21 protein-coding genes and 1 tRNA gene are annotated in these 26,200 nt (G+C 67.3%); 3 read left to right on the top strand and 19 right to left on the bottom strand.

Annotated elements, in window-relative coordinates; all coding sequences use genetic code 11:
• The first annotated feature begins 150 nt into the window (after nucleotides 1-150).
• Nucleotides 151-1,089 (top strand): cysteine synthase A, encoded by a 939-nt coding sequence (gene cysK / locus ITJ43_RS06540; protein WP_194583006.1) that lies wholly within the window; start codon nucleotides 151-153, stop codon nucleotides 1,087-1,089.
• 7 nt (nucleotides 1,090-1,096) lie between these two features.
• On the top strand, nucleotides 1,097-1,708 hold the full coding sequence (gene epsC, locus ITJ43_RS06535) for a serine O-acetyltransferase EpsC (RefSeq protein WP_194583005.1): 612 nt from the start codon (nucleotides 1,097-1,099) through the stop codon (nucleotides 1,706-1,708).
• Nucleotides 1,709-1,715: 7 nt separating this feature from the next.
• On the opposite strand, the gene ITJ43_RS06530 is transcribed toward epsC, so the two are convergent.
• The 10 genes from ITJ43_RS06530 to ITJ43_RS15305 all read right to left on the bottom strand — a co-directional run bounded on the left by ITJ43_RS06530 (nucleotide 1,716) and on the right by ITJ43_RS15305 (nucleotide 14,019).
• Nucleotides 1,716-2,120, bottom strand: a complete 405-nt coding sequence (locus tag ITJ43_RS06530) for a phage holin family protein (RefSeq protein WP_194583004.1) — start codon at nucleotides 2,118-2,120, stop codon at nucleotides 1,716-1,718.
• 42 nt (nucleotides 2,121-2,162) lie between these two features.
• Nucleotides 2,163-3,239, bottom strand: a complete 1,077-nt coding sequence (prfA, locus tag ITJ43_RS06525) for a peptide chain release factor 1 (protein WP_194583003.1) — start codon at nucleotides 3,237-3,239, stop codon at nucleotides 2,163-2,165.
• An 11-nt stretch (nucleotides 3,240-3,250) separates the two neighbouring features.
• Complete coding sequence (gene rho / locus ITJ43_RS06520; protein WP_194583002.1) at nucleotides 3,251-5,287, bottom strand: transcription termination factor Rho; 2,037 nt, start codon at nucleotides 5,285-5,287, stop codon at nucleotides 3,251-3,253.
• 164 nt (nucleotides 5,288-5,451) lie between these two features.
• Entirely contained in the window at nucleotides 5,452-6,393 is a 942-nt protein-coding gene (thrB, locus tag ITJ43_RS06515) for a homoserine kinase (protein ID WP_194583001.1), read from the bottom strand.
• The gene (thrC, locus tag ITJ43_RS06510) at nucleotides 6,390-7,460 is read right to left on the bottom strand and encodes a threonine synthase (protein WP_194583000.1); all 1,071 of its coding nucleotides are present in this window, start codon (nucleotides 7,458-7,460) and stop codon (nucleotides 6,390-6,392) included. The genes thrB and thrC overlap by 4 nt, the downstream gene beginning before the upstream one ends.
• A gap of 20 nt (nucleotides 7,461-7,480) precedes the next feature.
• Nucleotides 7,481-8,809, bottom strand: a complete 1,329-nt coding sequence (locus ITJ43_RS06505) for a homoserine dehydrogenase (protein WP_194582999.1) — start codon at nucleotides 8,807-8,809, stop codon at nucleotides 7,481-7,483.
• On the bottom strand, nucleotides 8,806-10,239 hold the full coding sequence (lysA, locus tag ITJ43_RS06500) for a diaminopimelate decarboxylase (protein WP_323741146.1): 1,434 nt from the start codon (nucleotides 10,237-10,239) through the stop codon (nucleotides 8,806-8,808). Before lysA ends, ITJ43_RS06505 begins: the two co-directional genes overlap by 4 nt.
• Nucleotides 10,240-10,413: 174 nt before the next feature.
• On the bottom strand, nucleotides 10,414-11,253 hold the full coding sequence (locus ITJ43_RS06495) for a DUF2993 domain-containing protein (RefSeq protein WP_194582997.1): 840 nt from the start codon (nucleotides 11,251-11,253) through the stop codon (nucleotides 10,414-10,416).
• A gap of 1 nt (nucleotide 11,254) precedes the next feature.
• Complete coding sequence (gene argS, locus ITJ43_RS06490) at nucleotides 11,255-12,922, bottom strand: arginine--tRNA ligase (protein ID WP_194582996.1); 1,668 nt, start codon at nucleotides 12,920-12,922, stop codon at nucleotides 11,255-11,257.
• Nucleotides 12,923-13,173: 251 nt separating this feature from the next.
• Nucleotides 13,174-14,019 (bottom strand): transglutaminase-like domain-containing protein, encoded by an 846-nt coding sequence (locus ITJ43_RS15305; RefSeq protein ID WP_194582995.1) that lies wholly within the window; start codon nucleotides 14,017-14,019, stop codon nucleotides 13,174-13,176.
• Between the two features lie 159 nt (nucleotides 14,020-14,178).
• Here ITJ43_RS15305 and ITJ43_RS06480 point away from each other — a divergent pair.
• A tRNA-Arg gene (locus tag ITJ43_RS06480) sits at nucleotides 14,179-14,251 on the top strand.
• Between the two features lie 43 nt (nucleotides 14,252-14,294).
• Here ITJ43_RS06480 and ITJ43_RS06475 read toward each other — a convergent pair.
• The 9 genes from ITJ43_RS06475 to ITJ43_RS06435 form a co-directional block, all read right to left on the bottom strand.
• Nucleotides 14,295-15,404 carry a tyrosine-type recombinase/integrase gene (locus ITJ43_RS06475; protein ID WP_194582994.1) on the bottom strand — a complete coding sequence of 370 codons (1,110 nt, stop codon included), beginning with the start codon at nucleotides 15,402-15,404 and terminating at the stop codon, nucleotides 14,295-14,297.
• A gap of 34 nt (nucleotides 15,405-15,438) precedes the next feature.
• Entirely contained in the window at nucleotides 15,439-15,798 is a 360-nt protein-coding gene (locus ITJ43_RS06470; RefSeq protein WP_194582993.1) for a PASTA domain-containing protein, read from the bottom strand.
• A 129-nt stretch (nucleotides 15,799-15,927) separates the two neighbouring features.
• Nucleotides 15,928-16,542, bottom strand: a complete 615-nt coding sequence (locus ITJ43_RS06465; protein WP_323741155.1) for a DUF6226 family protein — start codon at nucleotides 16,540-16,542, stop codon at nucleotides 15,928-15,930.
• A gap of 727 nt (nucleotides 16,543-17,269) precedes the next feature.
• Nucleotides 17,270-17,602, bottom strand: coding sequence for a hypothetical protein (locus tag ITJ43_RS06460; protein ID WP_194582991.1), 333 nt, complete (start codon nucleotides 17,600-17,602; stop codon nucleotides 17,270-17,272).
• 473 nt (nucleotides 17,603-18,075) lie between these two features.
• Entirely contained in the window at nucleotides 18,076-18,570 is a 495-nt protein-coding gene (locus ITJ43_RS06455; RefSeq protein WP_194582990.1) for a GNAT family N-acetyltransferase, read from the bottom strand.
• 60 nt (nucleotides 18,571-18,630) lie between these two features.
• Nucleotides 18,631-19,059, bottom strand: a complete 429-nt coding sequence (locus tag ITJ43_RS06450; protein WP_323741145.1) for an NUDIX hydrolase — start codon at nucleotides 19,057-19,059, stop codon at nucleotides 18,631-18,633.
• 182 nt (nucleotides 19,060-19,241) lie between these two features.
• Nucleotides 19,242-19,667 (bottom strand): hypothetical protein, encoded by a 426-nt coding sequence (locus ITJ43_RS06445; RefSeq protein WP_228495488.1) that lies wholly within the window; start codon nucleotides 19,665-19,667, stop codon nucleotides 19,242-19,244.
• A 305-nt stretch (nucleotides 19,668-19,972) separates the two neighbouring features.
• Nucleotides 19,973-20,674: a TIR domain-containing protein gene (locus ITJ43_RS06440; RefSeq protein WP_194582988.1), complete on the bottom strand. Its 702-nt coding sequence runs from the start codon at nucleotides 20,672-20,674 to the stop codon at nucleotides 19,973-19,975.
• A 133-nt stretch (nucleotides 20,675-20,807) separates the two neighbouring features.
• Nucleotides 20,808-24,869: an ATP-binding protein gene (locus ITJ43_RS06435; RefSeq protein ID WP_228495487.1), complete on the bottom strand. Its 4,062-nt coding sequence runs from the start codon at nucleotides 24,867-24,869 to the stop codon at nucleotides 20,808-20,810.
• Between the last annotated feature and the right edge of the window lie 1,331 nt (nucleotides 24,870-26,200).

Below are 26,200 nucleotides of genomic sequence, written 5' to 3'. Positions count from 1 at the left end.
GCGAGCCCGCCCAGGCACCCGTTCTACCGCGCGTGACGGATCGTCACATTCAGCCCGGGAATAGCAGCGGCGCATAGTCTGGTTCGACACGCTGACGGCGGCGCGCACGCGCCCGACCCGGCGCCACCCGACCCGCACGAAAGGCAGGCCATGTCCGGCATCCACTCCGACATCACGAGCGCATTCGGCAACACCCCTCTGGTGCGGCTGAATCGCATCTCCGCGGGCCTGCCCGGCACCGTGCTCGCCAAGCTCGAGTTCTACAACCCTGCCTCGTCCGTGAAAGACCGCCTGGGTATCGCGATCGTCGACGCCGCCGAGGCAGCCGGTGCGCTCCAGCCCGGCGGCACGATCGTCGAGGGCACCAGCGGCAACACGGGCATCGCACTCGCCATGGTCGGTGCGGCGCGCGGCTACAAGGTGATCCTGACCATGCCGGCTTCCATGTCTGTCGAGCGGCGTCTGCTGCTCAAGGCCTATGGCGCCGAGCTCGTGCTCACCGAGCCGTCGCTGGGCATGAAGGGTGCGGTCGCGAAGGCGGAGGAGATCGCCGCCGCGACTCCCGGCGCCGTGCTCGCCAAGCAGTTCGCGAACGAGGCGAACCCCGCGATCCACCGCAAGACCACCGCCGAAGAGATCCTCCGCGACACCGACGGCGAGATCGGCTACTTCGTGGCCGGCATCGGCACCGGGGGCACCATCACCGGCGTCGGCCAGGTGCTGAAGGAGCGTGTGCCGGATGCCAAGGTCATCGCCGTCGAGCCGGCCGACTCCCCGCTGCTGACCAAGGGCACTCCCGGACCGCACAAGATCCAGGGCATCGGACCCAACTTCATCCCCGAGATCCTCGACCAGGGTGTCATCGACGAGGTCATCGATGTCGAGTTCGACGACGCGATCCGCGTGGCGCGCGACGTGGCGACCACCGAGGGCATCCTCGTCGGCATCTCGTCGGGTGCGGCCATCTGGGCGGCTCTGCAGATCGCGGCGCGCCCCGAAGCGGAAGGCAAGAACATCGTCGTGATCATCCCGTCATTCGGCGAGCGGTACCTGTCCACGGCTCTCTACGAGCACCTGCGCGAAGACTGATCGCCCCGTGAGCCACGCCCCCCGCGGCGGCACGTCCGCCGCGCCGCGCTTCGGCGCGCTCGCCCGCATCCGCGAAGACATCGCGGCGGCGAAGCTGCGCGATCCCGCCGCGCGCGGCGCGGCGGAGATCGCCGTGCTGTACTCCGGGCTGCACGCCATCTGGTCGTATCGCCTGACGCACGCGATGTGGCGTCGCGGCTGGCGCTTCCCGGCGCGCGCCCTGTCGCAGCTGACGCGGTGGCTGACCGGAGTGGAGATCCACCCGGGCGCGACCATCGGCCGCCGCTTCTTCATCGACCACGGGATGGGCGTGGTGATCGGGGAGACGGCCGAGGTCGGAGACGACGTCATGCTCTATCACGGTGTGACGCTGGGCGGTCGCACGCGCGGCGCAGGCAAGCGCCACCCGACCCTGGGCGACGGCGTGGCCGTCGGCGCAGGGGCGAAGATCCTCGGGCCCATCACGATCGGCGCCGGCTCCGTCGTCGGAGCGAACGCGGTCGTCACCCGCGACGCTCCCGAGGACTCGGTGCTGGTGGGCGTTCCGGCGAAGATACGCACGCGCGGCGCGAGCGAAGACACCCGGGCGCTGCTGAGCACGCCGGAGTACTTCATCTGAGTGAGCGTCACTGCGCTCGGCGGCCGTCGACCTTCTTCTTCAGAAGCACGGCAGGAAGGAAGAACGCCGCGATCGCGGTCACGAGCCAGACGATCAACGGCGCCACCAGCCACGTCCACCAGGGAGCACCGATGGAGAGCCCTGCGCCCGGGATGAGCGCCGTGATCACGAGCGCGACGAACGTCGAGACGATGCCGATGCCGCCGAGGAAGGCCGGCGCGTTACGCTGAGCGACCCGGGCGAGCCAGGGTGCCAGCACGCTCTGCAGCACGGCGAAGATGACGATCGCCAGAATGAACCCGATCGGGCTGCGCCAGTCGATCGAGAATCCCGGCAGCGCGATGTCGGCGACGATCAGGCCGACCGCGGCCGATCCGAGGAAGACGAGGGCGCGCAGCAGGAACGTGATCATGACGCGAGCGTAGCGGCATCTCCGCCGGGGTCGCGAGCGCGATCAGTCGGCGCCGATCGCCGCCAGCTGGGCCTCTTCGTCTGCGGCGATCGCCGATTCGATGAGCGGCCCCAGCGCCCCGTCCATCACCTGATCGAGGTTGTACGCCTTGTAGCCGGTGCGGTGATCGGCGATGCGGTTCTCGGGGAAGTTGTACGTACGGATGCGTTCGGAGCGGTCCATGCCGCGGATCTGCGAGCGTCGAGCGTCGGATGCCGCGGCATCCCGTTCCTCCTGCTGCTTGGCCAGAAGACGTGCCCGCAGCACGCGCATGCCGGCCTCACGGTTCTGCAGCTGGCTCTTCTCGTTCTGCATCGACACCACGATGCCGGTCGGCACGTGCGTGATGCGCACGGCGGAGTCGGTCGTGTTGACGGACTGGCCGCCCGGTCCGGACGAACGGAAGACATCGATCTTCAAGTCGTTGGAGTCGATCTGCACCTCTTCGGGCTCGTCGACCTCGGGGAAGACGAGCACGCCGGTGGTGGACGTGTGGATGCGCCCCTGCGACTCGGTCGCGGGAACCCGCTGCACCCGGTGCACGCCGCCCTCGTACTTGAGGTGGGCCCACACGCCCTGCGCCGGATCGGTCGAGCTGCCTTTGATGGCCACCTGCACGTCTTTGTAGCCGCCCAGGTCTGACTCGTTGCGTTCGAGCATCTCGGTCTTCCACCCCATGGATGCCGCGTATTGCAGATACATCCGCAGAAGGTCCGCCGCGAACAGCGCCGACTCGGCGCCACCCTCCCCCGCTTTGACCTCGAGGATGACGTCGCGCGCATCGTCGGGGTCGCGCGGGATGAGCAGACGTCGGAGCTTTTCCTGAGCGGCCGCAGCACGCTCCTCCAGCGTCGGCACCTCCTCAGCGAAGGCATCGTCCTCGCGGGCCAGTTCTCGCGCGGCGTCGAGGTCGTCACCGGCGGCGCGCCAGGCGTCGTGGGCGGCGACGATCTTCGACAGCTCGGCGTAACGCCGGTTGACGCGCTTGGCGCGCGCGGCATCGGCGTGCACCGCGGGGTCGGAGAGTTCCTCCTGCACCGCGCGGTGCTCGTCGATCAGCGCCTGGACGGACTCGAACACGGCGAGCCCGCTCAGCGGATGCTGTTGTCGTGCCCGTTGCTGTGGCCCGCGCCGGCTGCGGGCGCGGACTTCATCTGCACGTTCTGCATCTGGTAGAGGAACTCGACGTTCGAGCTCGTCTCCTTGAGCTTGCCGAGCACGACCTCCAGGGCCTGCTGCGGGTCGAGGCCCGCGAGGGCACGACGCAGCTTCCAGGTGATCTTGACCTCGTCGGGATTCAGCAACATCTCTTCGCGGCGGGTGGACGACGCGTTGACGTCGACGGCCGGGAAGATGCGCTTGTCGGCGAGCTGGCGCGACAGACGCAGCTCGCTGTTGCCCGTGCCCTTGAACTCTTCGAAGATGACCTCGTCCATCTTGGAACCGGTCTCCACGAGTGCGGTGGCGAGGATCGTGAGCGATCCGCCGTTCTCGATGTTGCGCGCCGCTCCGAAGAAGCGCTTGGGCGGGTAGAGCGCCGAGGCATCGACGCCACCGCTGAGCACACGGCCGCTGGTGGGAGCGGAGATGTTGTACGCGCGGCCCAGGCGGGTGATCGAGTCGAGCAGCACGACGACGTCACGACCGAGTTCGACCAGACGCTTCGCACGCTCAATGGCGAGCTCGGCGACCGTGGTGTGGTCTTCGGCGGGACGGTCGAAGGTCGAGGCGATGACCTCACCCTTGACCGTGCGCTGCATGTCGGTGACCTCTTCGGGACGCTCGTCCACGAGCACGACCATGAGGTGCACTTCGGGGTTGTTCGTCGCGATGGCGTTGGCGATCTGCTGCAGCACGATGGTCTTGCCGGCCTTGGGCGGCGCGACGATCAGGCCGCGCTGACCCTTGCCGATCGGGGCGACCAGGTCGATGATGCGCTGCGTGAGCTTCTCGGGCGCGGTCTCCAGGCGCAGGCGCTCCTGAGGGTAGAGCGGGGTGAGCTGGCCGAACTCGACGCGCTCGGCGGCGTCGTCGACCGACAGACCGTTGATGGCATCGACCTTGACCAGCGCGTTGTACTTCTGGCGGCTGGACTGCTCGCCCTCGCGCGGCTGCTTGATCGCGCCCACGACCGCGTCGCCCTTGCGGAGGTTGTACTTCTTGACCTGGCCGAGCGAGACGTAGACATCGCTGGCGCCGGGCAGGTAGCCGGTGGTGCGCACGAACGCGTAGTTGTCGAGCACGTCGAGGATGCCCGCGATCGGAATGAGGACGTCGTCCTCACCGATCTCGGTGTCGAACTCGTCGCCGTTCTGCGCCGGGCCACGGCGCTTGTTGCGCTGGCGTCCACGACCCTGGCCCTGCTCGTCGTCGCCGTCGGCAGGAGCGCTCTCCTCGGCAGCCGCGGCGGGTGCCGGGCTGTTCTGTGCGTTCTGAGTGCTCTGACCGTTCTGGCCACCCGTGGCGTTCTCGCCCCGCTGGCCGCGGTTGCGGCTGCGGCTGCGCGAGCGGCTGCGGCTGCGGCTGGGCGTCTCGCCCTCGGCTGCGGCGTCGGCATTCTCGGCGGCGTCGGCGTTCTCGGCGGCGTCGGCCGAGGCGGCGTCGCCGTCGCGCGCCTGCTCGGTGGTCTCGGCAACGCTGGCGTCGGCCGGCGCGGCATCCGCCGATGCATCAGCGGTGGCAGCAGCTGCGGCGGCGGCATCAGCGGCCGGAGCCTCGGCAGCGGTCGGCTCGGTCACAGCGTCGGCCGACTCGGCGTCGGCGACGGGAGTCTCGGCGGGGGCGGCTTCGACCGCGGGTACGTCGGTGCTCTTGGCGCGGCGCGGGGCGCGCTTGCGCGGCGCCTTGGCGGGCTTCCCGGCGGCGGCCGGCGCGGCAGCATCGGTGGGCACTTCGACGTCGGGTGCCTCGGTCTGCACGGCTGCGGCGGCATCGGCCGCAGCAACCTCGGCAGCGGGCGCTTCGGGCTCCGCGGGCTCCTCGGCCGGCGCGGCGTCGGCGGTCTCATCGGCGACGATGGTCTCGTCGGCCGGGATGTCGATCACCTCGCTCGCGGCGGCATCGCTCACGGCGTCCGTGTTCTCGACGTTCTCGGTGTTCTCGGTCTGGATCTCGGAGAGGGACTCCACGAGTTCTCCTTCGTAGGCATGTGGACGGGGACCGTCCGCATCGCGCCGTCCACGACAGGCGCAACCGTTCCCGTCTGCGCACGCACGTCCGCGGGGACGGGCGATGGAGCAACGGGAGGTTTATGCGGTGGTTCGCAGAATTGCGACGGAGGCCAGATTCACGGTCACGCCGTGGCACCCTCCGTATGGTTCCTCACTGTACCACCCTTGACGTCGACGGCGAGCATGCGCGGCTCCCACGGGGTGTCCGAGACGGATGCCGCGACCTCGGCGGCCGCCAATCGCTGTCCCGGGCCGTCGGCGAGCACGAGCACGCTGGGCCCGGCCCCCGAGACGACCGCCGCGAACCCGCGGGCGCGCAGTTCGCGCACCAGGGCGTCGGTCGCCGGCATCGCCTGCGCACGGTAGGACTGGTGCAGCTTGTCTTCCGTCGCCGCCATCAGCAACTCGGGGCTCTGCGTCAGGGCGGCGATGAGCAGCGCCGAGCGCGAGACGTTGAACACGGCATCCTCGCGGGGCACCTGCAGGGGCGCCAGTCCGCGCGCCACCGAGGTCGACATCGTGAAGTCGGGTACGAAGACGACCGGAGCGACGCCGCGGTGCACGAGGAGCTTCTTGTGCTGCGGGCCGTTCTCGTCCATCCACGCGATCGTGAGGCCGCCGAACAGGGCGGGAGCGACGTTGTCGGGGTGCCCTTCGAGTTCGGTCGCCAGCCGCAGCAGCACGTCGGAAGTGAGTTCCACGTCGCCGGCGAGCAGACCCTTCGCCGCGAGCAGTCCCGCGACGACCGCCGCGCCCGACGAGCCCATGCCCCGCCCGTGCGGGATCGTGTTGTGCGCGACCAGGCGGATGCCGGGCATCGGGCGCCCGGCCGCGTCGAACGCGTAGGCCATCGCACGCACGACGAGGTGCGACGCATCAGTGGGCACCTCGCCCGCACCTTCGCCCGACACCACGATCTCGAGCCCCGGTTCGGGAAGCGCCGTGACGAGCAGGTCGTCGTAGGAGCTCAGCGCGAGGCCGAGGGTGTCGAAGCCCGGACCCAGATTGGCGCTGGTCGCGGGCACGCGCACCGCGACGGTGCGCTCAGCGGTTGCCACGGTCATGCCAGGTCGAGAACGGACGCGACCTCGCTGGTGGTCGCGTCGACGATCGTCGGCTCGACCGCGGTGCCGTCGGCGTTGCGCAACGCCCACTGCGGGTCTTTGAGGCCGTGGCCGGTGACCGTGATGACGACCTTCGCTCCGGTGGGGATCACGCCGGCCTCGGCACGGTCGAGCAGGCCGGCCACGCCGATCGCCGAGGCGGGCTCGACGAAGACGCCGGCGGTGCTGGCCAGCAGCTTCTGCGCCGCGAGGATGCGGGTGTCGTCGATGGCGCCGAACCAGCCGTCAGTCGCGTCGCGCGCCTCGAGCGCGAGCTCCCACGAAGCCGGGTTGCCGATTCGGATCGCCGAGGCGATGGTCTCGGGGCTGCGCACCACCTCGCCGCGCACGAGCGGGGCGGAGCCTTCGGCCTGGAAACCGAACATGCGCGGCACCTTCGTCGAGGCGCCACGAGCGACTTCTTCGCGGTACCCACGCGAGTACGCGGTGTAGTTGCCCGCGTTGCCCACCGGGATGAGGTGGAAGTCGGGCGCGTCGCCCAACTGCGAAACGACCTCGTAGGCCGCGGTCTTCTGCCCCTCGATGCGGTCGGGGTTGACGGAGTTGACGAGGTGCACCGGGTAGTGGTCCGCCAGCTCGCGGGCGATCTCGAGGCAGTCGTCGAAGTTCCCGCGCACCTGGATGAGCCGACCGCCGTGGATGACGGCCTGGCTGAGTTTGCCCATCGCGATCTTGCCCTCGGGCACGAGCACCGCGGCCGTGATGCCGGCGTGTGCGGCGTAGGCGGCGGCGGATGCCGAGGTGTTGCCGGTCGAGGCGCAGATGACGGCCTTGGCGCCGTGCTCGACCGCGCGCGAGAGCGCAACGGTCATGCCGCGGTCTTTGAACGAGCCCGTCGGGTTCATCCCCTCGAACTTGATGTAGACGTCGGCACCCGTGCGCTGCGAGAGCGCGGCGGCCGGAATGAGCGGCGTGCCGCCCTCGCCGAGCGTCACGATCGTCGAGGCGTCGGTGACGCCGAGTCGATCGGCGTATTCGCGCAGGACTCCCTGCCAGACGTGTGCCATGTGCTTCTCCTTCTTGCGGTTCAAGTGCCTTCGACGCGCAGCACCGACACGACGCGGCCGACCACGCCGCTGGCGGCGAGACGGTCGACGGTGTCACTGAGGTCCTGCTCACGAGCCGTGTGGGTGCCGATGACGATGCGCGCCACGGCCGGGCGGCTCTCATCGTCGGTGACGAGGGTCTGTTCGACGGTGGCAATCGAGACGCGACCCTCGCTCAGGATGCCGGCGACCGTCGCCAGCACGCCCGGCTCGTCGGACACCTCGAGGGTGATCTGGTAGCGCGTCGTCACCCGACCGATCGGGACGACCGGCAGGTTCGCGCGCGTCGACTCGCCGACGCCGACGCCACCGGCGATGTGGCGGCGGGCGGCGGAGACGACGTCGCCCAGCACCGCGGATGCGGTCTGCACGCCACCGGCACCGGCGCCGTAGAACATCAGGTTGCCGGCGGCTTCGGCCTGCACGAATACCGCGTTGTTGGCCCCGTGGACGCTCGCCAGCGGGTGCTCGCGCGGGATCAGCGCGGGATAGACGCGCACCGAGATGGCCTCACCCGTGGGCGAATCGCTCTCGGCATCGATCAGACGCTCGCACACGGCCAACAGCTTGATGACGTAGCCGGCGTGACGGGCGGCATCCATCGTCTGGGTGTCGATGCGGCTGATGCCCTCGCGGTGCACCGCCTCGAGCGGAACCGCGGTATGAAACGCGAGCGACGCGAGGATCGCCGCCTTCTGCGCGGCGTCGTAGCCTTCGACGTCGGCGGTGGGATCGGCTTCGGCGTAGCCGAGCCGCTGTGCGTCGGCGAGCACGTCGGCGAACTCGCTGCCCTCCGTGTCCATGCGGTCGAGGATGTAGTTCGTGGTGCCGTTGACGATGCCCATGATGCGCTGCACGCGGTCGCCGGCGAGCGAGTCGCGCAGCGGCCGGATGATGGGGATCGCACCGGCGGCGGCGGCCTCGTAGTAGACAGAGGCGCCGACCTGATCGGCCGCGTCGAAGATCTCCGGGCCGTGGGTGGCGAGCAGGGCCTTGTTGGCCGTCACGACGTCGGCGCCCGACGAGAGGGCGAGCAGGATGTCGCGACGCGCGGGCTCGATGCCACCCATCAGCTCGATGACGATGTCGGCACCGACGATCAGCTGTTCGGAATCGGTGGTGAACAGCTCGCGCGGAAGGTCGGCCTCGCGCGGGGCATCGGGATTGCGCACCGCGATACCCACGAGGTCGAGGGCGGCACCGGCGCGGTCGGCCAGTTCGTCGCCGTGCCTGCGCAGCAGGTCGGCCACCTGCGAACCCACCGCGCCCGCTCCGAGCAGGGCCACACGCAGACGTCGAAACTCGGTCATTCGTTCTCCTCGCCGGATCGGATACCGACCGCGATGCCCGCATCGCGCGCCAGCAGGTCGTCGATGGTCTCGCCGCGCACGATCACACGCGCTTCGCCGGCCCGAACGGCGACCACCGGCGGCCGCGGCACGTAGTTGTAGTTGCTCGACAGCGAGAAGCAGTAGGCGCCCGTGGCGGGGACGGCGAGCAGGTCGCCGGGGGTGACATCGCCAGGCAGATACTCCGCGTCGACGACGATGTCGCCCGACTCGCAGTGGCGGCCGACGACGCGGGCCAAGGCGGGCGCGGCATCCGAGGTGCGTGAGACGACGCGGGCGGAATACTGCGCACCATAGAGCGCGGGGCGGGCGTTGTCGCTCATGCCGCCGTCGACGCTCACGTAGAGGCGCTGGAGATCGTCGCTCACCTGCACGGGCTTGACGGTTCCCACTTCATACAAAGTCACCCCGGCGCGACCGACGATCGTACGACCGGGCTCGAACGCGAGGTTCGGAAGCGGGATGCCGCGCACCTCGCACTCGCGGGCGACGGCGTCGACGATGCCGTCGGCGAGCTGCGCGATCGGCGTGGGCTGGTCGACGGAGGTATAGGCGATGCCGAAGCCGCCGCCGAGGTTGAGGACGGGGATCTCACCGCCGGCACGAAGCTCGGCGTGAAGATCGACGACGCGGGCGGCCGACTCTTCGAAGCCGCGCGTGCCGAAGATCTGCGAGCCGATGTGGCAGTGCAGGCCGACGAACTGCAGTCCCGGAAGTTCGCGGATCCGCGCGACGACCGCAGGAGCGTCGGCGAGGGCGAAGCCGAACTTCTGGTCTTCGTGCGCCGTGGCGAGGAAGTCATGCGTCTCGGCATGCACGCCGCTGTTGACGCGCACGAGCACCGCTTGCGGCGGCGCCCCCTCGGTGACGCGGCGCTCGACGATCGCGGCGAGGCGTTCGAGTTCGACGCGGGAGTCGATCACGATCGAGCCGATGCCGATCTCGACCGCGCGTTCGAGTTCGGCGACCGACTTGTTGTTGCCGTGCAGGCCGAGGCGAGCAGGTTTCGCTCCGGCGGCCAGCGCGACGGCGAGCTCGCCGCCGGTGGCGACGTCGACCGCGAGGCCCTCTTCGCTCACCCAGCGCACGACCTCGGTCGACAGGAACGCCTTACCGGCGTAGTAGACCCGCGCCTGCACGCCGTGGCGCGCGGCGGCCGACACGAAAGCGTCGCGCACTTCGCGGGCACGCAGACGCACGGCATCCTCGTCGAGGATGTACAGCGGCGTGCCGAAACGGGCACGCAGCTCATCGACGCCGACTCCGCCGACGTGCAATCGGCCGTCATCGTCACGGGATGCCGAGGCGGGCCACACGGCGGAGGCGAGAGCGTTCGCGTCGGCCGGGACGGAGAGCCACGCGGGCACGAGCGGGCGGTCGGAGGCGGACACGTGCGGTACCAATCGTGTGGAGTCGGGCTGCCGTCGGACACGGCACGCCCGGCAGTCATAGAAGTCTAGGGCACCCCCGCATACCGCCCCGTGCATGTGACGGTCCGGTCACGCCCCGGTCGGTGAGCGCGCGCAGCGAGTCGAAACGCCGCGCGCCTCAGCCGCCACCCGCGCTCAGGCGCACGACCCCTTCTGCTGCAACGCGGCATCCACCGTGATCGCAGGGTTGACCGTGATGTCCGCGACGACCTGCTGCCCGTCGACGCGCACACCCGACAGGGTGAGCCCTGCGGGGAAGTACTGCGCGACGCACACCTTCCAGTCACGCACGACGGTGCGGGCGACGGCGCCGAACTGATCGACGAGCACATCGGCCGACACCTCGGCACCCGACACGCGCAGGGTGCGTGGCGTGAGCACGAGGTCGCCGTCGGAGGCGGACGGCGTCAAGCTCACGCCCACCGGCACCGACAGGGCGAACAGCTGCAGCGACGTAGACATCACGACGTCGGGGGCCTCGAGGGTCACCGCGTCGGCGGGAAAGCCCTCGACGGTCGACAGGAGCGCACGCACCTGCGATTGGTCGAGCCGCACGGTGGCCGACGCACTCTGCAGCGGCGCGTTTCCGCGAATGGGGATGCCCGCCGCGTGCACCTCGACGTCGCCGCTGAGCGGGCCGAAGCTCACGTCGTTCGCCGATACGGTGACGTCGTCGAGGTGGCCGGAGATGAGCTGCGGCAGCACCTGGCCGCGCACCGCGACGTCGATGTGCTGGTCGGCGGGCACGTCGAGGCGCGAGACGATCTGGTCGCGGATGCTGCGCTCCACGATGCCGCGGGCGATGTACTCCCCCGCGAACCAGGCGCCGACAGCGAGCGCCAGCACCGCGAGCAGCGCGATCAGCCAGGGCCAGCGACGGGAGCGTCGGCGAGGGGCGGATGCCGCGGCATCCGTCGACAGCACCCTGCTCGCCGTCGAATCGGGAAGCGGTGGGGTGGGGTGCTGGTCGCTCATGTCACATCCGCTCCGGGGCGCTCACTCCGAGAAGATCGAGTCCGTTGCGCAGCACCTGACCGGTGGCGTCGTTGAGCCACAGGCGGGTGCGGTGCAGATCGGTGACCGGTTCGTCGCCCAGCGGGGTGACGCGGCAGTTGTCGTACCAGCGGTGGTAGAGGCTGGCGAGCTCTTCGAGGTAGCGCGCGACGCGGTGGGGCTCGCGCACCTCGGCGGCGTACGCGACGATACGCGGGAACTCCTGCAGGGCGCCGAGCAGGGCCGATTCGGTGTCGTGCTCGAGCAGTTCGGGCGCGAAGGCGCTGCGGTCCACACCGGAGTCGGCCGCGTTGCGGGCGACGTTGTGGGTGCGCGCGTGCGCGTACTGCACATAGAAGACGGGGTTGTCGTTCGTGCGCTTGGTGAGGATCTCGGGGTCGAGCGTCAACGGCGAGTCGGCCGGGTAGCGGGCCAGCGAGTAGCGCAGCGCGTCGGTACCGAGCCAGTCGCGCAGGTCATCGAGCTCGATGATGTTGCCGGCGCGCTTCGACAGGCGCGCGCCGTTCACCGACACGAGCTGGCCGATGAGCACCTCGATGTCCTTGTCGGGGTCGTCGCCGGCAGCACCGGCGAGCGCCTTGAGGCGGTGTACGTACCCGTGATGGTCGGCGCCGAGCAGGTAGATCTTGTGGGCGAAGCCGCGGTCGCTCTTGTTGAGGTAGTACGCGGCGTCTGCGGCGAAGTAGGTGTACTCGCCGTTCGAGCGGCGGATGACTCGGTCTTTGTCGTCGCCGAAGTCGGTCGTGCGCACCCAGATGGCGTCGTCCTGCTCGAAGACGTGCCCCTGCGCGCGCAGGCGGTCGACGGCCTCGTCGACGAGGCTGGGCTCGCCGTTGGGACCGTGGGCGTGGAGCGTGCGCTCGCTGAAGAAGACATCGAAGTGCACGTTGAACTTCTCCAGCGATGCCTGCAGGTCGGCGAGCTGCAGCGCGTAGGCGCGGTCGCGCGCCTGCAGCAGCTGCTCGTCGTCGGAGAGCTGGAGGATTCCGGGCAGCTCCGCGAGCACACGGCTCGCGAGGTCACCGATGTACGAACCGGGGTAGCCGTCCTCCGGCGTGGGCTCGCCCTTGATGGCGGCGAGCACCGACCGTCCGAAACGGTCCATCTGCGCACCCGCGTCGTTGATGTAGAACTCGCGCACGAGCGTCGCGCCGCTGGCCAGCAGCACGCGGGCGATCGCGTCACCGAGGGCCGCCCACCGGGTGTGCCCGATGTGCATGGGGCCGGTGGGGTTGGCACTGACGAACTCGAGGTTGATGCTCTGCCCGCGCTGGGTGTCGTTGGTGCCGTAGGCGGCGCCGGTCTCGACGATCGTCTTCGCGAGGGCGCCGGCGGCGCCGGCTTCGAGGCGGATGTTGATGAACCCGGGACCGGCGACGTCGACGCTGGCGACACCGTCTGTCGCGGCGAGCGCATCGGCGATGTCCTGGGCGAACTCGCGCGGGTTGACCCCGACGGCCTTGCCGAGCTTGAGGGCGGCGTTCGATGCCCAGTCGCCGTGGTCGCGGTTGCGCGGGCGCTCCAGGGGGAGGTCGGCTGCGGTCAGACCGTCGCTCGAACCGGGGCGTCGCGCCTCGGCGAGCGGGGCGATGACGGCGAGGAGGGCGGCGGAGAGGGCATCGGGATTCATAGCGCGTCAAGTCTACGGGCGGGTGCTGTCCCCCACCTGCGCGCCCGGCTCACCATCCGCCGTGGGGTGCCGTGCGCGGTCGAGCTCGACGGCGCACGCCTCCTCCTGTTTCGAATTCAGTCTCTGCGGTCCGCGCGCGACACGGTATCCCCGCAATCACGCCCGTATCGTCCCGGGGCGCAGCGCGACAGACTGAATACGGCACACGGTTCTCGGCCGAGGTCTGCCGCAGAGCACGCCGCGGCGGCGACTCAGGCGAGCTGGATGAGTTCGGCGAAGTCGTCGAGGGCGGGGTCGGATGCCGCGGCGGCGGCATCCTGGGCGTCGACGTCGGAGGTGTCGTCGGGGAGGACGCACGCGTCGACGCGCATGCGCTGAAGGCCGACATAGCCGCCGTGGTAGCTGAGGAAGGCGCAGTCTGCGGCGTCGCGGCCGGTGGCGATGCGCACGAGCGAGCGGCGGTTGGCGAGGCGGGTCGCGTCGATGACGTACCAGCTGCCGTCGAGGTAGGCCTCGGCCACGGCGTGGAAGTCCATGGGGCGAAGGCCCGGGGCGAAGCAGGCGGCGTAGCGGGCCGGCATGTCCATGGCGCGCAGCAGGGCGATGACGACGTGGGCGTAGTCGCGGCAGACACCCTGACCGGTCATGAGCGTGGTGACGGCCGAGTCGGTGCCCTGGCTCAGCCCGGGTGTGTAGGTCGTGCTGGAGGCGACGAACTCGCTGACCGCAGTGATGAGCTCGAGGCCCTGCAATCCGCGGAACTGGCGACGCGCCTGAGAGAACACCTCGTCGGACTGGCAGTAGCGGCTCGGACGCAGGTAGGTGATGGCTTCGAGGTCGCTCGTGGCGCGCTGGGCGACGTTTGCGTCGATGAGCGCTTCGTAGCGGACTTCGAGGCGTCCGGCCTCGCCGTGCAGGCGGTGCAGACGGCTTCCGGACTGGTCGATGATCTCGGTCGGCGTGTACACGCGATCACCCTGGGTGAACGTCAGCTCCTCGCGCAGAACGGGTGCCGGTTGGGCCGCGGCGATCTGGAAGATGAGGTCGACGGAGGCCCCGAGATCGAGGTCCAGTTCGGCGGTCACGAGGCGTTGCACCGGAGTATCCTCGCATGCCCAGAAGTCCGCTGCGTGCACGCCTGTTTCCGCCCTCCAGACGGATGGCGCGGCCGCCCCCTTGGGCGTGTTCTTCGGGGCCACTCTGGCAGCCGTGCGCGGCGGTCGCGACTCTCCGTCGGTGATACTCTCGATCGGTACGCCTCCGTAGCTCAGGGGATAGAGCGTTGGTTTCCGGTACCAAAGGTCGCTGGTTCGATTCCAGTCGGGGGCACCTAGAAAACACTGGGATGGCGGGGCCTTCGGGCCCCGCCTCTTTAGTCCCGTGACAACATATTGACAACATTTGCGGAGCGCTTCGCCTGATCGAGGGCGGCAGCGACGGCGTCGAGATCGTCCTCGAAGAGGTCCGCGTAGACGTCGAGAGTCATCGCGGCGGACGCGTGACCGAGCATTCGCTGCACCGATTTCACATGCGCGCCGGCCTGCACCGCGAGCGACGCGGCCGTGTGGCGGAGGTCGTGCGGGGTGATCCTCGGAAAGTCGGGGTCGGCGGTCTGCGCGGCGAGGACCGCCGCGGTGAACCATCCGTTGCGTGACGCGGGGATCTTGACGTGGCTGGTGCCGTCGCCGAACAGCAGCTCGTCACGCGTCTTTCCTTCGGCGAGTTGCGCGAGTGGGAGGGCGAGGAACTCCGGGTACGGGACAGACCTCGATCGGTGGGTCTTCGGCGACCCGACGTGGACTTCCGCCGAGACGAGGACGGCGTTCTCTTCCACCTTCACGCGCCGCCTGAGCGTGTCGACGTGGCGGACGCGGAGCGCGGTCGCCTCGCCCCACCGGAGACCCGTGTAGGCGAGGAAGAGAACGAGGGTGGAGTGCCGGGCGTGGTCGGCGAGCGCTTGCACCTGCGCGTGATCGAGGTAGTGCCTGCGCGCGGTGCGGACTTTCGGCGGGAAAGAGATGTCGCGGGCGACGTTGCGTACCAAGCGGCGGTCCTGGACGGCAGTGTCGAGGATGCCGGCGAGGACTCCGTGGGCACGCCGGATGGTCGTGGACCCGCCGGTGATCGTCGACACCCACGTCTGGACCTCCGAGTGACGGATGCCGCCGATCTTCCGGGCACCCCACCTCGGCTCCACGTGCTTCGACCACGCCGACTGCAGCGGCCGTATCGACGACGGCTTCAAGACACCCTCGCGCTGCCGCAACCACTCTTTGCCGAGCGTCGCGATCGTGACTTCCGCGCTGGCCGGGTCGACGTACTCGCCGCGGTTCTTCGATACTTCGACTTCCGCGAGACGTGCTTCCGCATCGCGCTTCGTCGTGAACCCACGCTCGGTGGTTTGCCCCCTGTCGGGCCGCCGATAGCTGATCCGGTACCGCTTCGCGCCGCCGGCCGTCGTGTAGGGGTAGACGCTGCCCATCAGCACTGCTCCCCGCGACCGTTGCGAATCATGGTCACGAGATGCTCTGTGTGCCCTCGTCGGCGACGTCGAGAAACGACTCGCGGTGAGGCGCCGCATGTCCGGTGTCCGTGAGGGGCGACTTCGGCGCGGCGCGCTCGGCATTGGACGCGGCCTCGCCGTAGGGCACGGTCTCCACGCCGACGGATTCCCAGCGGTAGACGGAGGAGCCGGCCGCGGGGCTCTGGGACGTGATGTAGAACAGTCCCGGCCACGTGAGTGCCGCAATGGGCGGACCGTCCGGGTCAGGGTTTGCGAGCACGACGCCCGCGTCGGAGGCGACATCGCGACCGACGTGGAAGGGCAGTCCGACCACGTCGGGCACCGTGACGCGGTCTGCGGAACGTTCAGCCATAACGCAGACGGTACGCCGGAACCCCTGCCCTTTCTACGGGATCTCAGGAGCATTGCGCGCGGATTCATGCTGAACGGACCGAGGCGCACGCGTCTCAACCTGATCAGCGTGTGGTCCGCGCTGCGTTGATCACGATGTCGACGCAGGTGAGGGCCACCTCGACCATCCTGGCGACGCCTTCAGGATCGACTCCGCGGCGTCGAAACGCTCGCTCGATATGCCGGGCTCGCGGGCTCCTCCCGAGCTCGCACCGTCGGTGTGCGTGAACGCGTATCCCACCCACGGGTCTCCCTCTCGCCGCTCGAGCGTCTCGCGATAATTCCCCGCCGCGACGGCGAGCACTTGCCGCTCCAGGTCATCCGCTTCCGCTTGCCAGTTCGAGTCGCAAGCGTCGCAACCACAGACCGGATAGTGGAAGTCGTTGAGGAGTCCAGCGTGCAGGTAGATCCCCGGGTACGCCGTGAAAACCATCGTCAGGGACGCGCACGCGGGATCATTCGGTCTCACCCGAACCGCGCGCACCACGTCGTGGTACGCGGGATGTAGAAGATCACCCGCTACAGCCTCCCCTTCCTCGACAGCAACGTCGTAGTTCTCACGAAGGTACGCGATAAGAGCCTCAGCGATGACGTGGACCGGCGCGAAACGCTCCAGGTGAGTATCCACAGAGTAGGTATCGTCCGGCGGCGACCCATCCCAACGGTTGCCGTAGTCAATGACCTGACCATCAGTGTCTCGAAACACCGGTGAATCGACAGACGGCCGCGTATAGGAATTCACTTTGCTACTTTCCCGCAGATAGCGGTTGCCGGCCAGACGCTACGCGCACGGATCGTTACCCAGCACGATCCCGGCGCGCGCGAGAGCGGGCGCCGCCAGAATGATCAAAGACCAGCTGTAATGTGCCGTCTATGGACACTCAAAGCCGCGTTGGTGAGGCAAGCGTGGTGTGGCTTGCTCAGCTAGGGCTCAGTGCTTTCTACTTCGCCCATATGTTTCTCTCGCAGTTCAGCATTGCAAGTTGCACGGCGACGTCGTGCGACTACTCGCTATTCGCCAGCATCATGCAGGTCTTCAACTTCGGCCTGGCGGCGACGCTTGTAGCGTCTGCCGTCGGCATATACGCGCTAAGGCGGCGTGGGCGGTGGGCCATGTGGGTCCCCCTCCTGGGGATCATCGTCGCCACTGTGCTGATTGCAGTTGCATACCCCTGGAGTCGAGCCGCCCTCGAGCTCCCGCTTTTCGGCGATCGGGTGTGATCGCGGCGACGCGCCGCCCGCATTTACGAGTCGCGCATCGACCCCTAACGGTGCCAACTTTCGCGCCGTCGTGACCCCCTCGCGCGCAGTCGACGGTGAAGGGACCGCACCGTGCGCGCGGCTACCCTGATGACGCGGTGGTCGGAGATTCAAGACCGGCGACACCGTCGACGACTCGCGGGGCGCTCAACCGATCGACAGTAGGTCCGCTGTCAGCTCATCGCCTCGTGGAAAAAAGCCAGAGAAACCAGCAATCCGACAACGATGCCAGCGCTCCCCGCTAGCGGGACCCATCCGGCATCCCTACCGGTCCGCAAGGCGTGCATCACGGCGGCCGCCGTGCACAGGGACATGGCCACGCATACGACGAAGTACAGAATGCCCGCGCGATCCGCGCCGCTCCAATCGCAGTTCGGATCGCACGCGTTCCCCGCGAACATGGTGCTCGTAATCCACACCGCGGTGCTGATGCCGAGCACCACCAGCTGCAAGACCGCGACGGCAACTACCGCACCTGCCGCGCTCGTGTTGCCCCTCGTGCTCACCTACTCGATTGTAGTTGTCGGTGTTCTACGCGCCAGGAGTTGCCGGTGAGACGCGCGTGCCTAGCCGGTTCGCTCGCAGGTGCGAGATGCGACTCTTAACGGGGTCCGCCTGCGGGCGCGCTTCAGCGGTGCATGCAGTTCGATCGCGCGCTGATCTTCGACGAGCGTCTGCCGGAATCTAGCGCCGCGCGTTGAGGGGCCGTGGCGCACCATCCACTGTGAAAGTCAGGCGGGAATGAGGCGCTCGACTCGTGCGAGGTCAGGGTCGCGTTTGTCGTGCTCGAGCTCGATGTCGTAGTCGTTCTGAACGTTGAGCCAGAAGCGCTCCGAGAGACCGAAGGCGCGGGAAAGCCGGAGGGCGGTGTCGGTGGTGATGCGTACTGGCTTGCAGGAGTAGATGGGCGCGCGGCGCTGACGGTCGTTGACCCCCGGTCGGTCGACTCACCGCCTTCCGGGCGGGGGGCGCTACCTCCTTAGCGGATCATGCGTGCGTCGGTGATGAGCGGCGCATGTGGGTCGGTCTGTTCGGCGCCGTCGAAGATGAAGCCGTTGCGCCGATAGAACGCGGTCGCCCTGGGGTTCTCTTTCGCCACCCACAACATCGCGGGCCCGTCTTCGAGTGCCGCGTCGAGGAGGGCCTGGCCGACGCCGCTTCCGTAGTGAGCTGACAACACGTAGATCGCGTAAAGCTGACGGTCTCTGGGTGGCTCGTCAGCATCGACGCCGATCCCCGGACCTGCCCAGGCGAAGCCGATGATCGATCCTTCGTTGACCGCCACCCGCACCCGCATGTCCGGGCGTGTTTCGGTCAGCACTTGGTCCCACATTCGGTGGCGACGCGACACGTACTCCTCCGAAAAGTAGTCATCAGGGAGCAAGTGAGAGTATGCCTCTCTCCACGTAGCGACGTGGAGATCCGCGAGTGCCGAGGCGTCAGCCGCCGATGGATTCCGGATCACGAAGCTCATGCGCTCATGATTCCACGGCCACCCTCGGGCGCGACACGCTCGGAATCCGTCGAGCGGTCTCTATGCGGGCGGAGGGACGATTCGCCCGCTGAGAGCGCCGAGCCCGGCGGCCAAGACATGAGCTTGCGTCACGGGCATCCACCAGCACTCCCATTCCTCTACAGGCCCAGCCGTCGAAGGGTTCATCTCTCCGGAGGTCCATCGCTCGGGGGCCTTCTCAACCAGCTCAAGCTGGAAGAACGTGCGCCGCGCTATCTCGTCCCTCATCGGCGAGAGATCGTAGGTGGCGGAGCCGAGCTCACGGATCACACGGGCTAAGTGGCCGGTCTCCTCGAGAGTCTCCCGTATCGCAGCGGCAGCGGGGGCCTCGCCCACCTCGATGGTGCCTGCCGGTACCTGCACCCCCGTCACCGTCAGGGCATGTGAAAGGTGAGTAAACACGAGAAGGCGCTGCCCGTCGACGACGTAGCAGACGACCTTGTCAACCACGCGCGAGGCCACTTTCGAAGATTACCCGACGGCGCGAAGCCCGCCCTCAACACACACTGTTCGGTCCCCGCACGAACGCGGGCCGGTTGCTGTCCGGGCGGTGAGGCCACCGATTAGGGAACCCAATCTCTCTCACCCAGGCTCTCGAACCCCACGGACCACGCGTCGGCGTCCACTGTGTGTCATAGCCGATCTCGAGCGAGGAGAGGCGAGGGCCACGCGTCGAGCGCGAGCACCCCCACAACAACCTGCGCCAGCCCCGAAGCAAAGAACACCCCGTGTAAAGGGGACCAGACGAGCATCATCGCGATCTCTGCAAAAATCCACGTCATCATGACCAGCCCGGCAGCAACGCTCATCCCAGGGGCAAGTCGAAAGTGCCCGCACAGCGCGAAAAGCGCCAGCGCCTGGGGCCCCCCGACGACAACCCCCAGGAGTAAGCCCGGCCAAAGGAAACTGTCGAACGGAGTACCGTTCAGCCACCGTGCTGGGATCCCCATCCCCTCAAAGACGACCAGACCCACCGCCCCGACCATCGCCGAGAGGAGGTTGAACCACGCCGAGACATTCAGCAAGAAGCGGAGCAATCGGTGCCCGGAACCGCGCATGAAACTGACCGTACGCCGCCCTGATAGCGGGAACGCTCCCCACGACCGTAAGTAATCGACATCACCGCCGGGCCCCCGGAAAGCACCGCGAACTGTCGGGATAGGGATCCCTATACGGGCACTGCCCGCACAAGGGTCCATTTCGTGCGTCAGGGATACATCACGAGACCGCTACGCGAACGGCCCACCTGTCCCTGCGACCCGGGCTTGGAGTCGCTCGGTCTAGGTGGAATCAGCAGCAATGACGGCGCGGATGCCAGCATCGCTCATGTAAAGCGGCGTGTGGAGAGTCGTCGAGCATCTAGCTAGAGCGCTTCAGGGTCCGGCGTATATCCCGCGGCTTGAAGTTCTTTGAACAGCTTCGCCTTCACTTCGTCGATTTTATCCTTGAAAGGAAGGTAAAGCAGACCGTGGATATCGCTGGGCTTCTCAACCGACTCTTGATAGAGAATCGCGACACGCTTCCGTCCAAGGTTCGCGAGGACCATCCCCAGTTCCAGGATGACATTTTGTCGTGCGCGGGCCTGCGCCCTTGACGCATCAGACTTCACATGCCCGATGTCGTCGGGGGTCAAGAGGACGCAGGCGTACCCGACGTCGCCGGACTGCCGAAGGTACCGCTCAAGCTTCTCGATGACTGTGTCGCCTGCCGCCGGCAGGTTCGCCAGGATAATCGGCTTCAACCCCATCTTGCGGAGGAGCAGTTCCAACGCGTCCGTAGCCGCAGCGTCGTGGCCGTACACGACAAAGACATTCTTGTTGGGACCAGGCGTCGGTTGAATACCGACCTGTTCGCCGACGCCGAGTTCCGGCTGTGCGCCGTCTTTCCATGCCTGCAGCTCATCGAGAAGCGGCGTCCTCTTCCCCTGCGTTTGAACTGTCCCCGTGTGGAAGAAGTTGACGACCTCTCCGGACTTGGCGCGAATCTGCGTGCAGTGTTCCTGCTCCTTGATGTCGTACTCAATGCCACGCTGGGTGAGCAGCGCCTCGACCTCGGCTTGGTTCATGCCTCTCCTAACTCCGTGCCTCAATGTATCGGCCGACTAGCCAGCCCGCCGAATCACTCGATCCTCACTCGCGCAACGTCTTCAGGCGCCATGAGCTCGGCCGGAGGCGGCGCCGGAATAGGTGAAGTGGAAGCTACCGGCTGTAGGGGGCGAGGCCTTCGTTGCCGGCGACGACCATCGCGTCGACCAGCATTTGCCACTGGTCGAGTAGCCCGTGCTTTTCGGCGGCGCTTCGTACGTCTTTCAGCCATTCGTCCGATGTCCACGTCTGCTTCACGCTTGCGCGGTTGTCTTGAACGCAGAGTTCGCTCACCCACGGAAGGCCGCGGATCACCTGATCGCGTTCGGGCATCCGACGAAGGATGCGGATCAGGGCGTCAACGCACTTGATGCTCCCGCGGGCGGCTGGAAGCCACCCGTCGATCAGGCCTGTGAGGTCGTCAGCCCGAACCCAATCGATCGCCGCCCCAGATACCTCGTTGTACAGGCCCTGCGTCCACGTCAGTGGGTCCGGTAGTAACGCGGCGGCCGCCCAGTCGCCCCAATGTCTGTCTTGGAATGTCCGCTTGTCGTCGTTGGTATAGCCCGACGCGTGAGCGAACAGCGGCGGCCACAGTTCGCCAACGGTGTCGGCGCGGGCTTGGGTTTCGGCGCCAGCCGCGGCGAGACCGTGTAGGAAGTTGGTCATCAGGCCCGCGTCGACTCGAATCGTGTCGAGGTATTCGAGAACAGCCGTTGCATCGGTTGCTGCGGAAGTGGCGTCGAGGAGAGCGCGCGCGGCGATGAGGGTGTGGCTACCCCGATCGTCGGCGGTCCAACCCTTTTCTTCATGAACGATCATCGCGTGCCGCTGAATGTGAAGAAGAGCGCTCAGTGCCGCTGCGGCCTCATCGGATCGGCAGTGCTGCCATCGAGCGGCGGCGCCGAAACCCCGGATTGCCGGGTCGAGTGCTTCGATGCGTACGGAATCGCCGGGTATGCGCTGCAGGCGGGCGATCACGTCACCCTTGATGCGCTTGTGAGTTGGGCGTTGCTTCTTTTGGCTCCATGGTCCGATCTCAGCATCGCGGGCGCTCTCTAGAAGCCAGCCCACCGCTGTCACGTGTGCGCACGGGTTACCCGCGCACGGCGCCTTCCAGACGGAGTCGCAACCTCTGGCGAGATAGAGTCTGGTCTCCGATGCTGCACGTGACGCCATCGCCAGTCCCGCTGCGGCGACGTCGCTATCGGTTGCGCCAACCTCGCGAAGAAGAGGTCTGAGCGGGGTGGTCAGATATGCGGGAAGAGATAGTGCGACAGCGCGGTCTGCGCCCAAGTCGAAGTACTGCCCTTCGTGACGCTGGCTGCGCGACGTGCGAAACGAAAGCGCCACATCGAGCACGACTTGAGTGGCGAACTTCGACTCATCCCCGAACGCCGCTGCCTCACCTTCTGCGGCGCGAGCGACGGCGGTCTTCACAACCTGGGCGACGACATCGATTCGGTCGCTGGGCAGTTGTTGGCCGTCGGCCTTCAGTAGCTCTCTGGCTGTCTTCAGGTCATCGGCGATCTCGGCGACGGTCGGGGGCTGAAAGTGAGGGTCGTGTTTCGCGGAACCCCAGTAGCGATTTTGGAGTCGGAGCGTCGTCTGCACTTCTTCTTGGTAGGCAGCCATCTCCCGCTGTGCCGCGATGACTTCCGGAGGTGGTACAACCTGCAGAAAGTACTGATCCCCCTGCTGGGTGATCTGGTAGCGGGATGCGTCGAGACTGGCAGCCCAGCCTTTTGTTCGCTCGTCCGCGAGACCGAGCCGCTCGCCGGTTCGGATCAGCGTCTCTCCGAGCGCCTTAAGGGCAGCTACGCGCTCTTCCCCACCGTGGGTGATCAGCCAAGCGCTGACGTCTCGGGGCGACCATTGGCGGCGGTCATTGTTCGCGAGGTCATCTGTCTTCGCCCGCAGTCCCGAATACTCGTTGGTTACTCGTCCGAACTCGAGTTGCCATACCGCAGGTTCGGCCAAGAAGGCGTCGAGTTCGGAACCGACCTTGTCGATGTGCCGCACGAGGAGCCCATAGAGCATTCCAGGGACGGCAAGGTTGTCACACCCCACGAGCAACACATCGACTACTCGGCCTGGTGGTATCCCCTGATCGAGCCACCCTTCGGCGACCCGCTCCATTGCCAGAAGGGCGCTCATCCCCGGATACGGGCCGACCGAAGTGCCGCGATACCAACTCCAAACGTGGCTATCTCCGACGTAGGTTCGTTGGACGCCGTCCAGGTTCATGATTACGCCTCGGTCGTCCTCGTCAGTCTCGCCGTGCGTGCGGTGACGTGCGAGGGTCTGGACGCGCGTCGCAGCGCCGTGGTTCAGGATTCTGTTGAGCACCCGGATCGAGGTCGTGAATGGAGCCGTCTGAAACAGCGGCCAGAATCCCCCGAGGTAGTAGGCGAACATCGGACCCCCGAAGCCCGTCCAGCGGCCGTGGTGGCGTCGTACGCCGTGGTCGAGGTGCCAGTCCTCCGTGTCGTCGTCGATGTAGTACGCCTCGATCAGGTCGGCGAGCAGCCCCGGGTCGTGAAGAGCAAGAGCCCTCGCGCTCAATGGTTCGTCCACCGCTGGAGCAAGGAATGCGGGGGCGTCGGCGGCGATGGCCACTAGGCACGCCTCGACGCGTTCGTCCACGTCCGGGCCGAGGAGAGCCAGCGACTCGACAAACTGCTCGGAGGTGACGTGGTAATCGAGTGCTCGCCGCCGACGACGATGATGCGCACCGAGGTAGGTGCTGGGATCGGGTGCGGGCACCTGACGGGATGGATAAAGTTCCCAGAAGGCGAGCAGCCGGTCGCGGAGTGTCGCGCGGAGAAGATTCCCGGACGGGAGTTGTGCGAGAACCAGTGCTTGCAGCCAGCTGACGAGAAGCTGGAACGAGTCCTTCGAGACATCCCAGGGTTGTTCCTCGTCCAGAAGAACCCGCACCACAGGCGTCGCTGCTACGGCGTCGAGCCGTCCCGCGACTTGATGGCGTTGTTGAATGACTCGCACGACGTCCGTGAGCGATAAGAGAGGGGCGTCGGCCGTGAGGGCGGCCTTGAGACAGTCGTAGGCCCGTGGAGTCTGGGTGACAGCTTCGATGGGCACGTCCGCCCATCGTGCACCGTGGCGGTCGGCGAATCCTTGGAAGCGGCACACCGCCTCGTTGAAGACTTGGGCTGGCTGTGCGCCGGGCGCCACGAGCTGCCCCTTGAGAGCCAGCGTGGCCGCGGACAGCGCCCATCTCGGCGCGTTTGCCGATTCAAGGGTGTCGGTGAGCGTGTCGGCACGGACGAGGAGGATCGCGGTGGCGTAGCGGCGTATCTCGTCGTGTGCAAACTCGGGTCGATGACGATACGGGCTGGCTGGGGCAAGGAGGTGGTCTCGGCGAAGCTGGTCCACAGCGGCTGAATCGAAGGCGAGCTCCGGGCGCGACTGGGCGGGCAGGTTCAGTGCGGCAGCAGCGGTCGCGAGTAGGGTCTGTTCGCGCGCTTCTGAAGAGCCGGCCCCGATGCGCCCCTCTCCGCGCACGATCTTGCGCCACACAAGTTCAAGGCATTCCCATTCCCCCAGCGAGCGTTCAACCTGCAGTTCGGTTCGCGCGAGGAGATCGAGGACCACCGGCCGTCGCAGCAATGAGGACGCCGGCAGGTCGCGCAGGACATTCCGTAGCAGCGGAAAGTGCTCAGACACCTCTCGCATGTCCTCGTCGCTGAGCGGCGCCACCTCGAAGGTGTCAACGTCGGATGAGTAAGCGGTGGCGAGCTGTTCCTGCACGTAATCGGCGGCGGGTGCAGCGGTAACCGCAACAGCCCCGACACCTGCGGATCGGGCGGCGTGGACAAGCTCGTTCAGAAGCCCCGAAGATCTCTCCAGCGCGGCGTCTGCAGCGTCGATGACGAGAAGTCGGCGGGGTGCGGACAGCTCGCCGAGTAGGTCCTGCACGGACATGCCGAGCGCGGCGCGAAGTTCCATCCCGGTATCGGGCAAGCTGCGAAAGTTGATGACGAGCGCCTCGAACTCGTCGGCGTTCGCCTCCTCGAGGTTGGCGACCGTTGTTAACACCAACGCGCTCTTGCCTGCACCTGAGTCTCCGACGACCAGCAGGGCACCGCCAGACGCGGCGCTCGCCTCCAGCCGCGCGGCCAGCTGGGAGCGACGATCGGAGAAGCCCAACGTCAACGGCTCATTCGGAGAAGTGTCGTCTCCAATGGTGCTTCGCACGCTGGCGGTAGCTACTCTTCGATGCTCGGCCAGTACACCCCATGCGACGGTGCTTCGGGTGAGCGGCGAGGCCAAGACAGAATGAAGGTCGCGTCGGAGAAGGTTCCGGTCTACGGTCGCGCCGGTCGCGTCGTACCGAGTGGCCTCAACTTCGAGCCGGTCCCTGACAGTAACGCCGTCGCTCTGTTGCGATGCCACAGCGTCCAGAGATGTCGCGAGAGACGCCCGATCTGCGTCGTCGTGACCCTGAACCCTAAATGGGAGAACCCGCAACCGCGAAAGCAAGTGCCACGCACGTTGCGCGATCGAAGGGTCGGACGGTGGGGCTCCCACAGCCAGCTCGACCATGTCCAAGAACTGCGAGTAGCGACGTCTGACTGGCGCGGACCAGCGTCCGTCGACGTCGAAAGACGCATGGAACGCATCCGCGTCGGCGTGCGCGCGAGCAATTTCGCACACCCTCGCGAGTTGATCGCTCTGGCTCGAACGTCCGGACATCGCGACGGCGACCCGATGAGTCTCACGATCATGAGTTGCGAGCTCGGACAGCAAGGATCTTACGAGGTCAACAGTGGCTTGGTGGCTTCGAACCCAGTTCGGCGTCGCCCTGCAGGCAATGGCCAACGTGCTGACGACAGTTCCGCTCGAGTACGCGACCAGCAGATCGTCGACCGGGTGCGTAGGCCCGGTTTGAAACGAGATGCAGTCTGCCGCCTGCTGTTCCAGTTCAGCCCGTCGACTGCGCGTGAGCAAACTTGCGAGATACGCGGCAGCGACCCGATGCGCAAACGAGGTCCCCCCGCCGCCCGTCGCGTACGGGCTTGATCCGACCTGACCGACATTCAAATCGCCCACATCCAAAGGAGGAGCAGCGTCGCGGCCATTGACGCTCTTTGACATCCGCTGTCCCCTTGATTCTCCGTATCCGTATCCGATGCCTACGCTAGCCACCTCGGGGGGCGCAGGCGCCACGACACCACAACCCATGTTGGCGCGATAAGGCGTCGTTCGTGTTGTGCCCGTAGGCCGGTCCCCATCCGTGCATCGATGTACCCCGCCCGCGTACGTCGCTCGCCCTGACTTCGCGCCGCTCGTTTAGCCCGCCCGAGGGAATGAACGATCAGCGCGCGTCTACTGAAGCCCCCACCGTCGCGATCGAGCCTCCGGAAGAGAGGTCGACCGCGACGAGACCAAGACCAAGACCAAGACCAAGACCAAGACCAAGAGTCGATAGAGAGACAAGAGAAGCAACGCACGCAGGCACTTTGAAGTGGGTGTCCTGAGGGCGT

Origin of the sequence: Microbacterium sp. VKM Ac-2870 (assembly GCF_015350795.1) — a bacterium.
Classification (GTDB): Bacteria; Actinomycetota; Actinomycetes; order Actinomycetales; family Microbacteriaceae; genus Microbacterium.
Note: the sequence above shows the minus strand (reverse complement) of the source record. Positions and strands in the feature narration are given on the sequence as shown.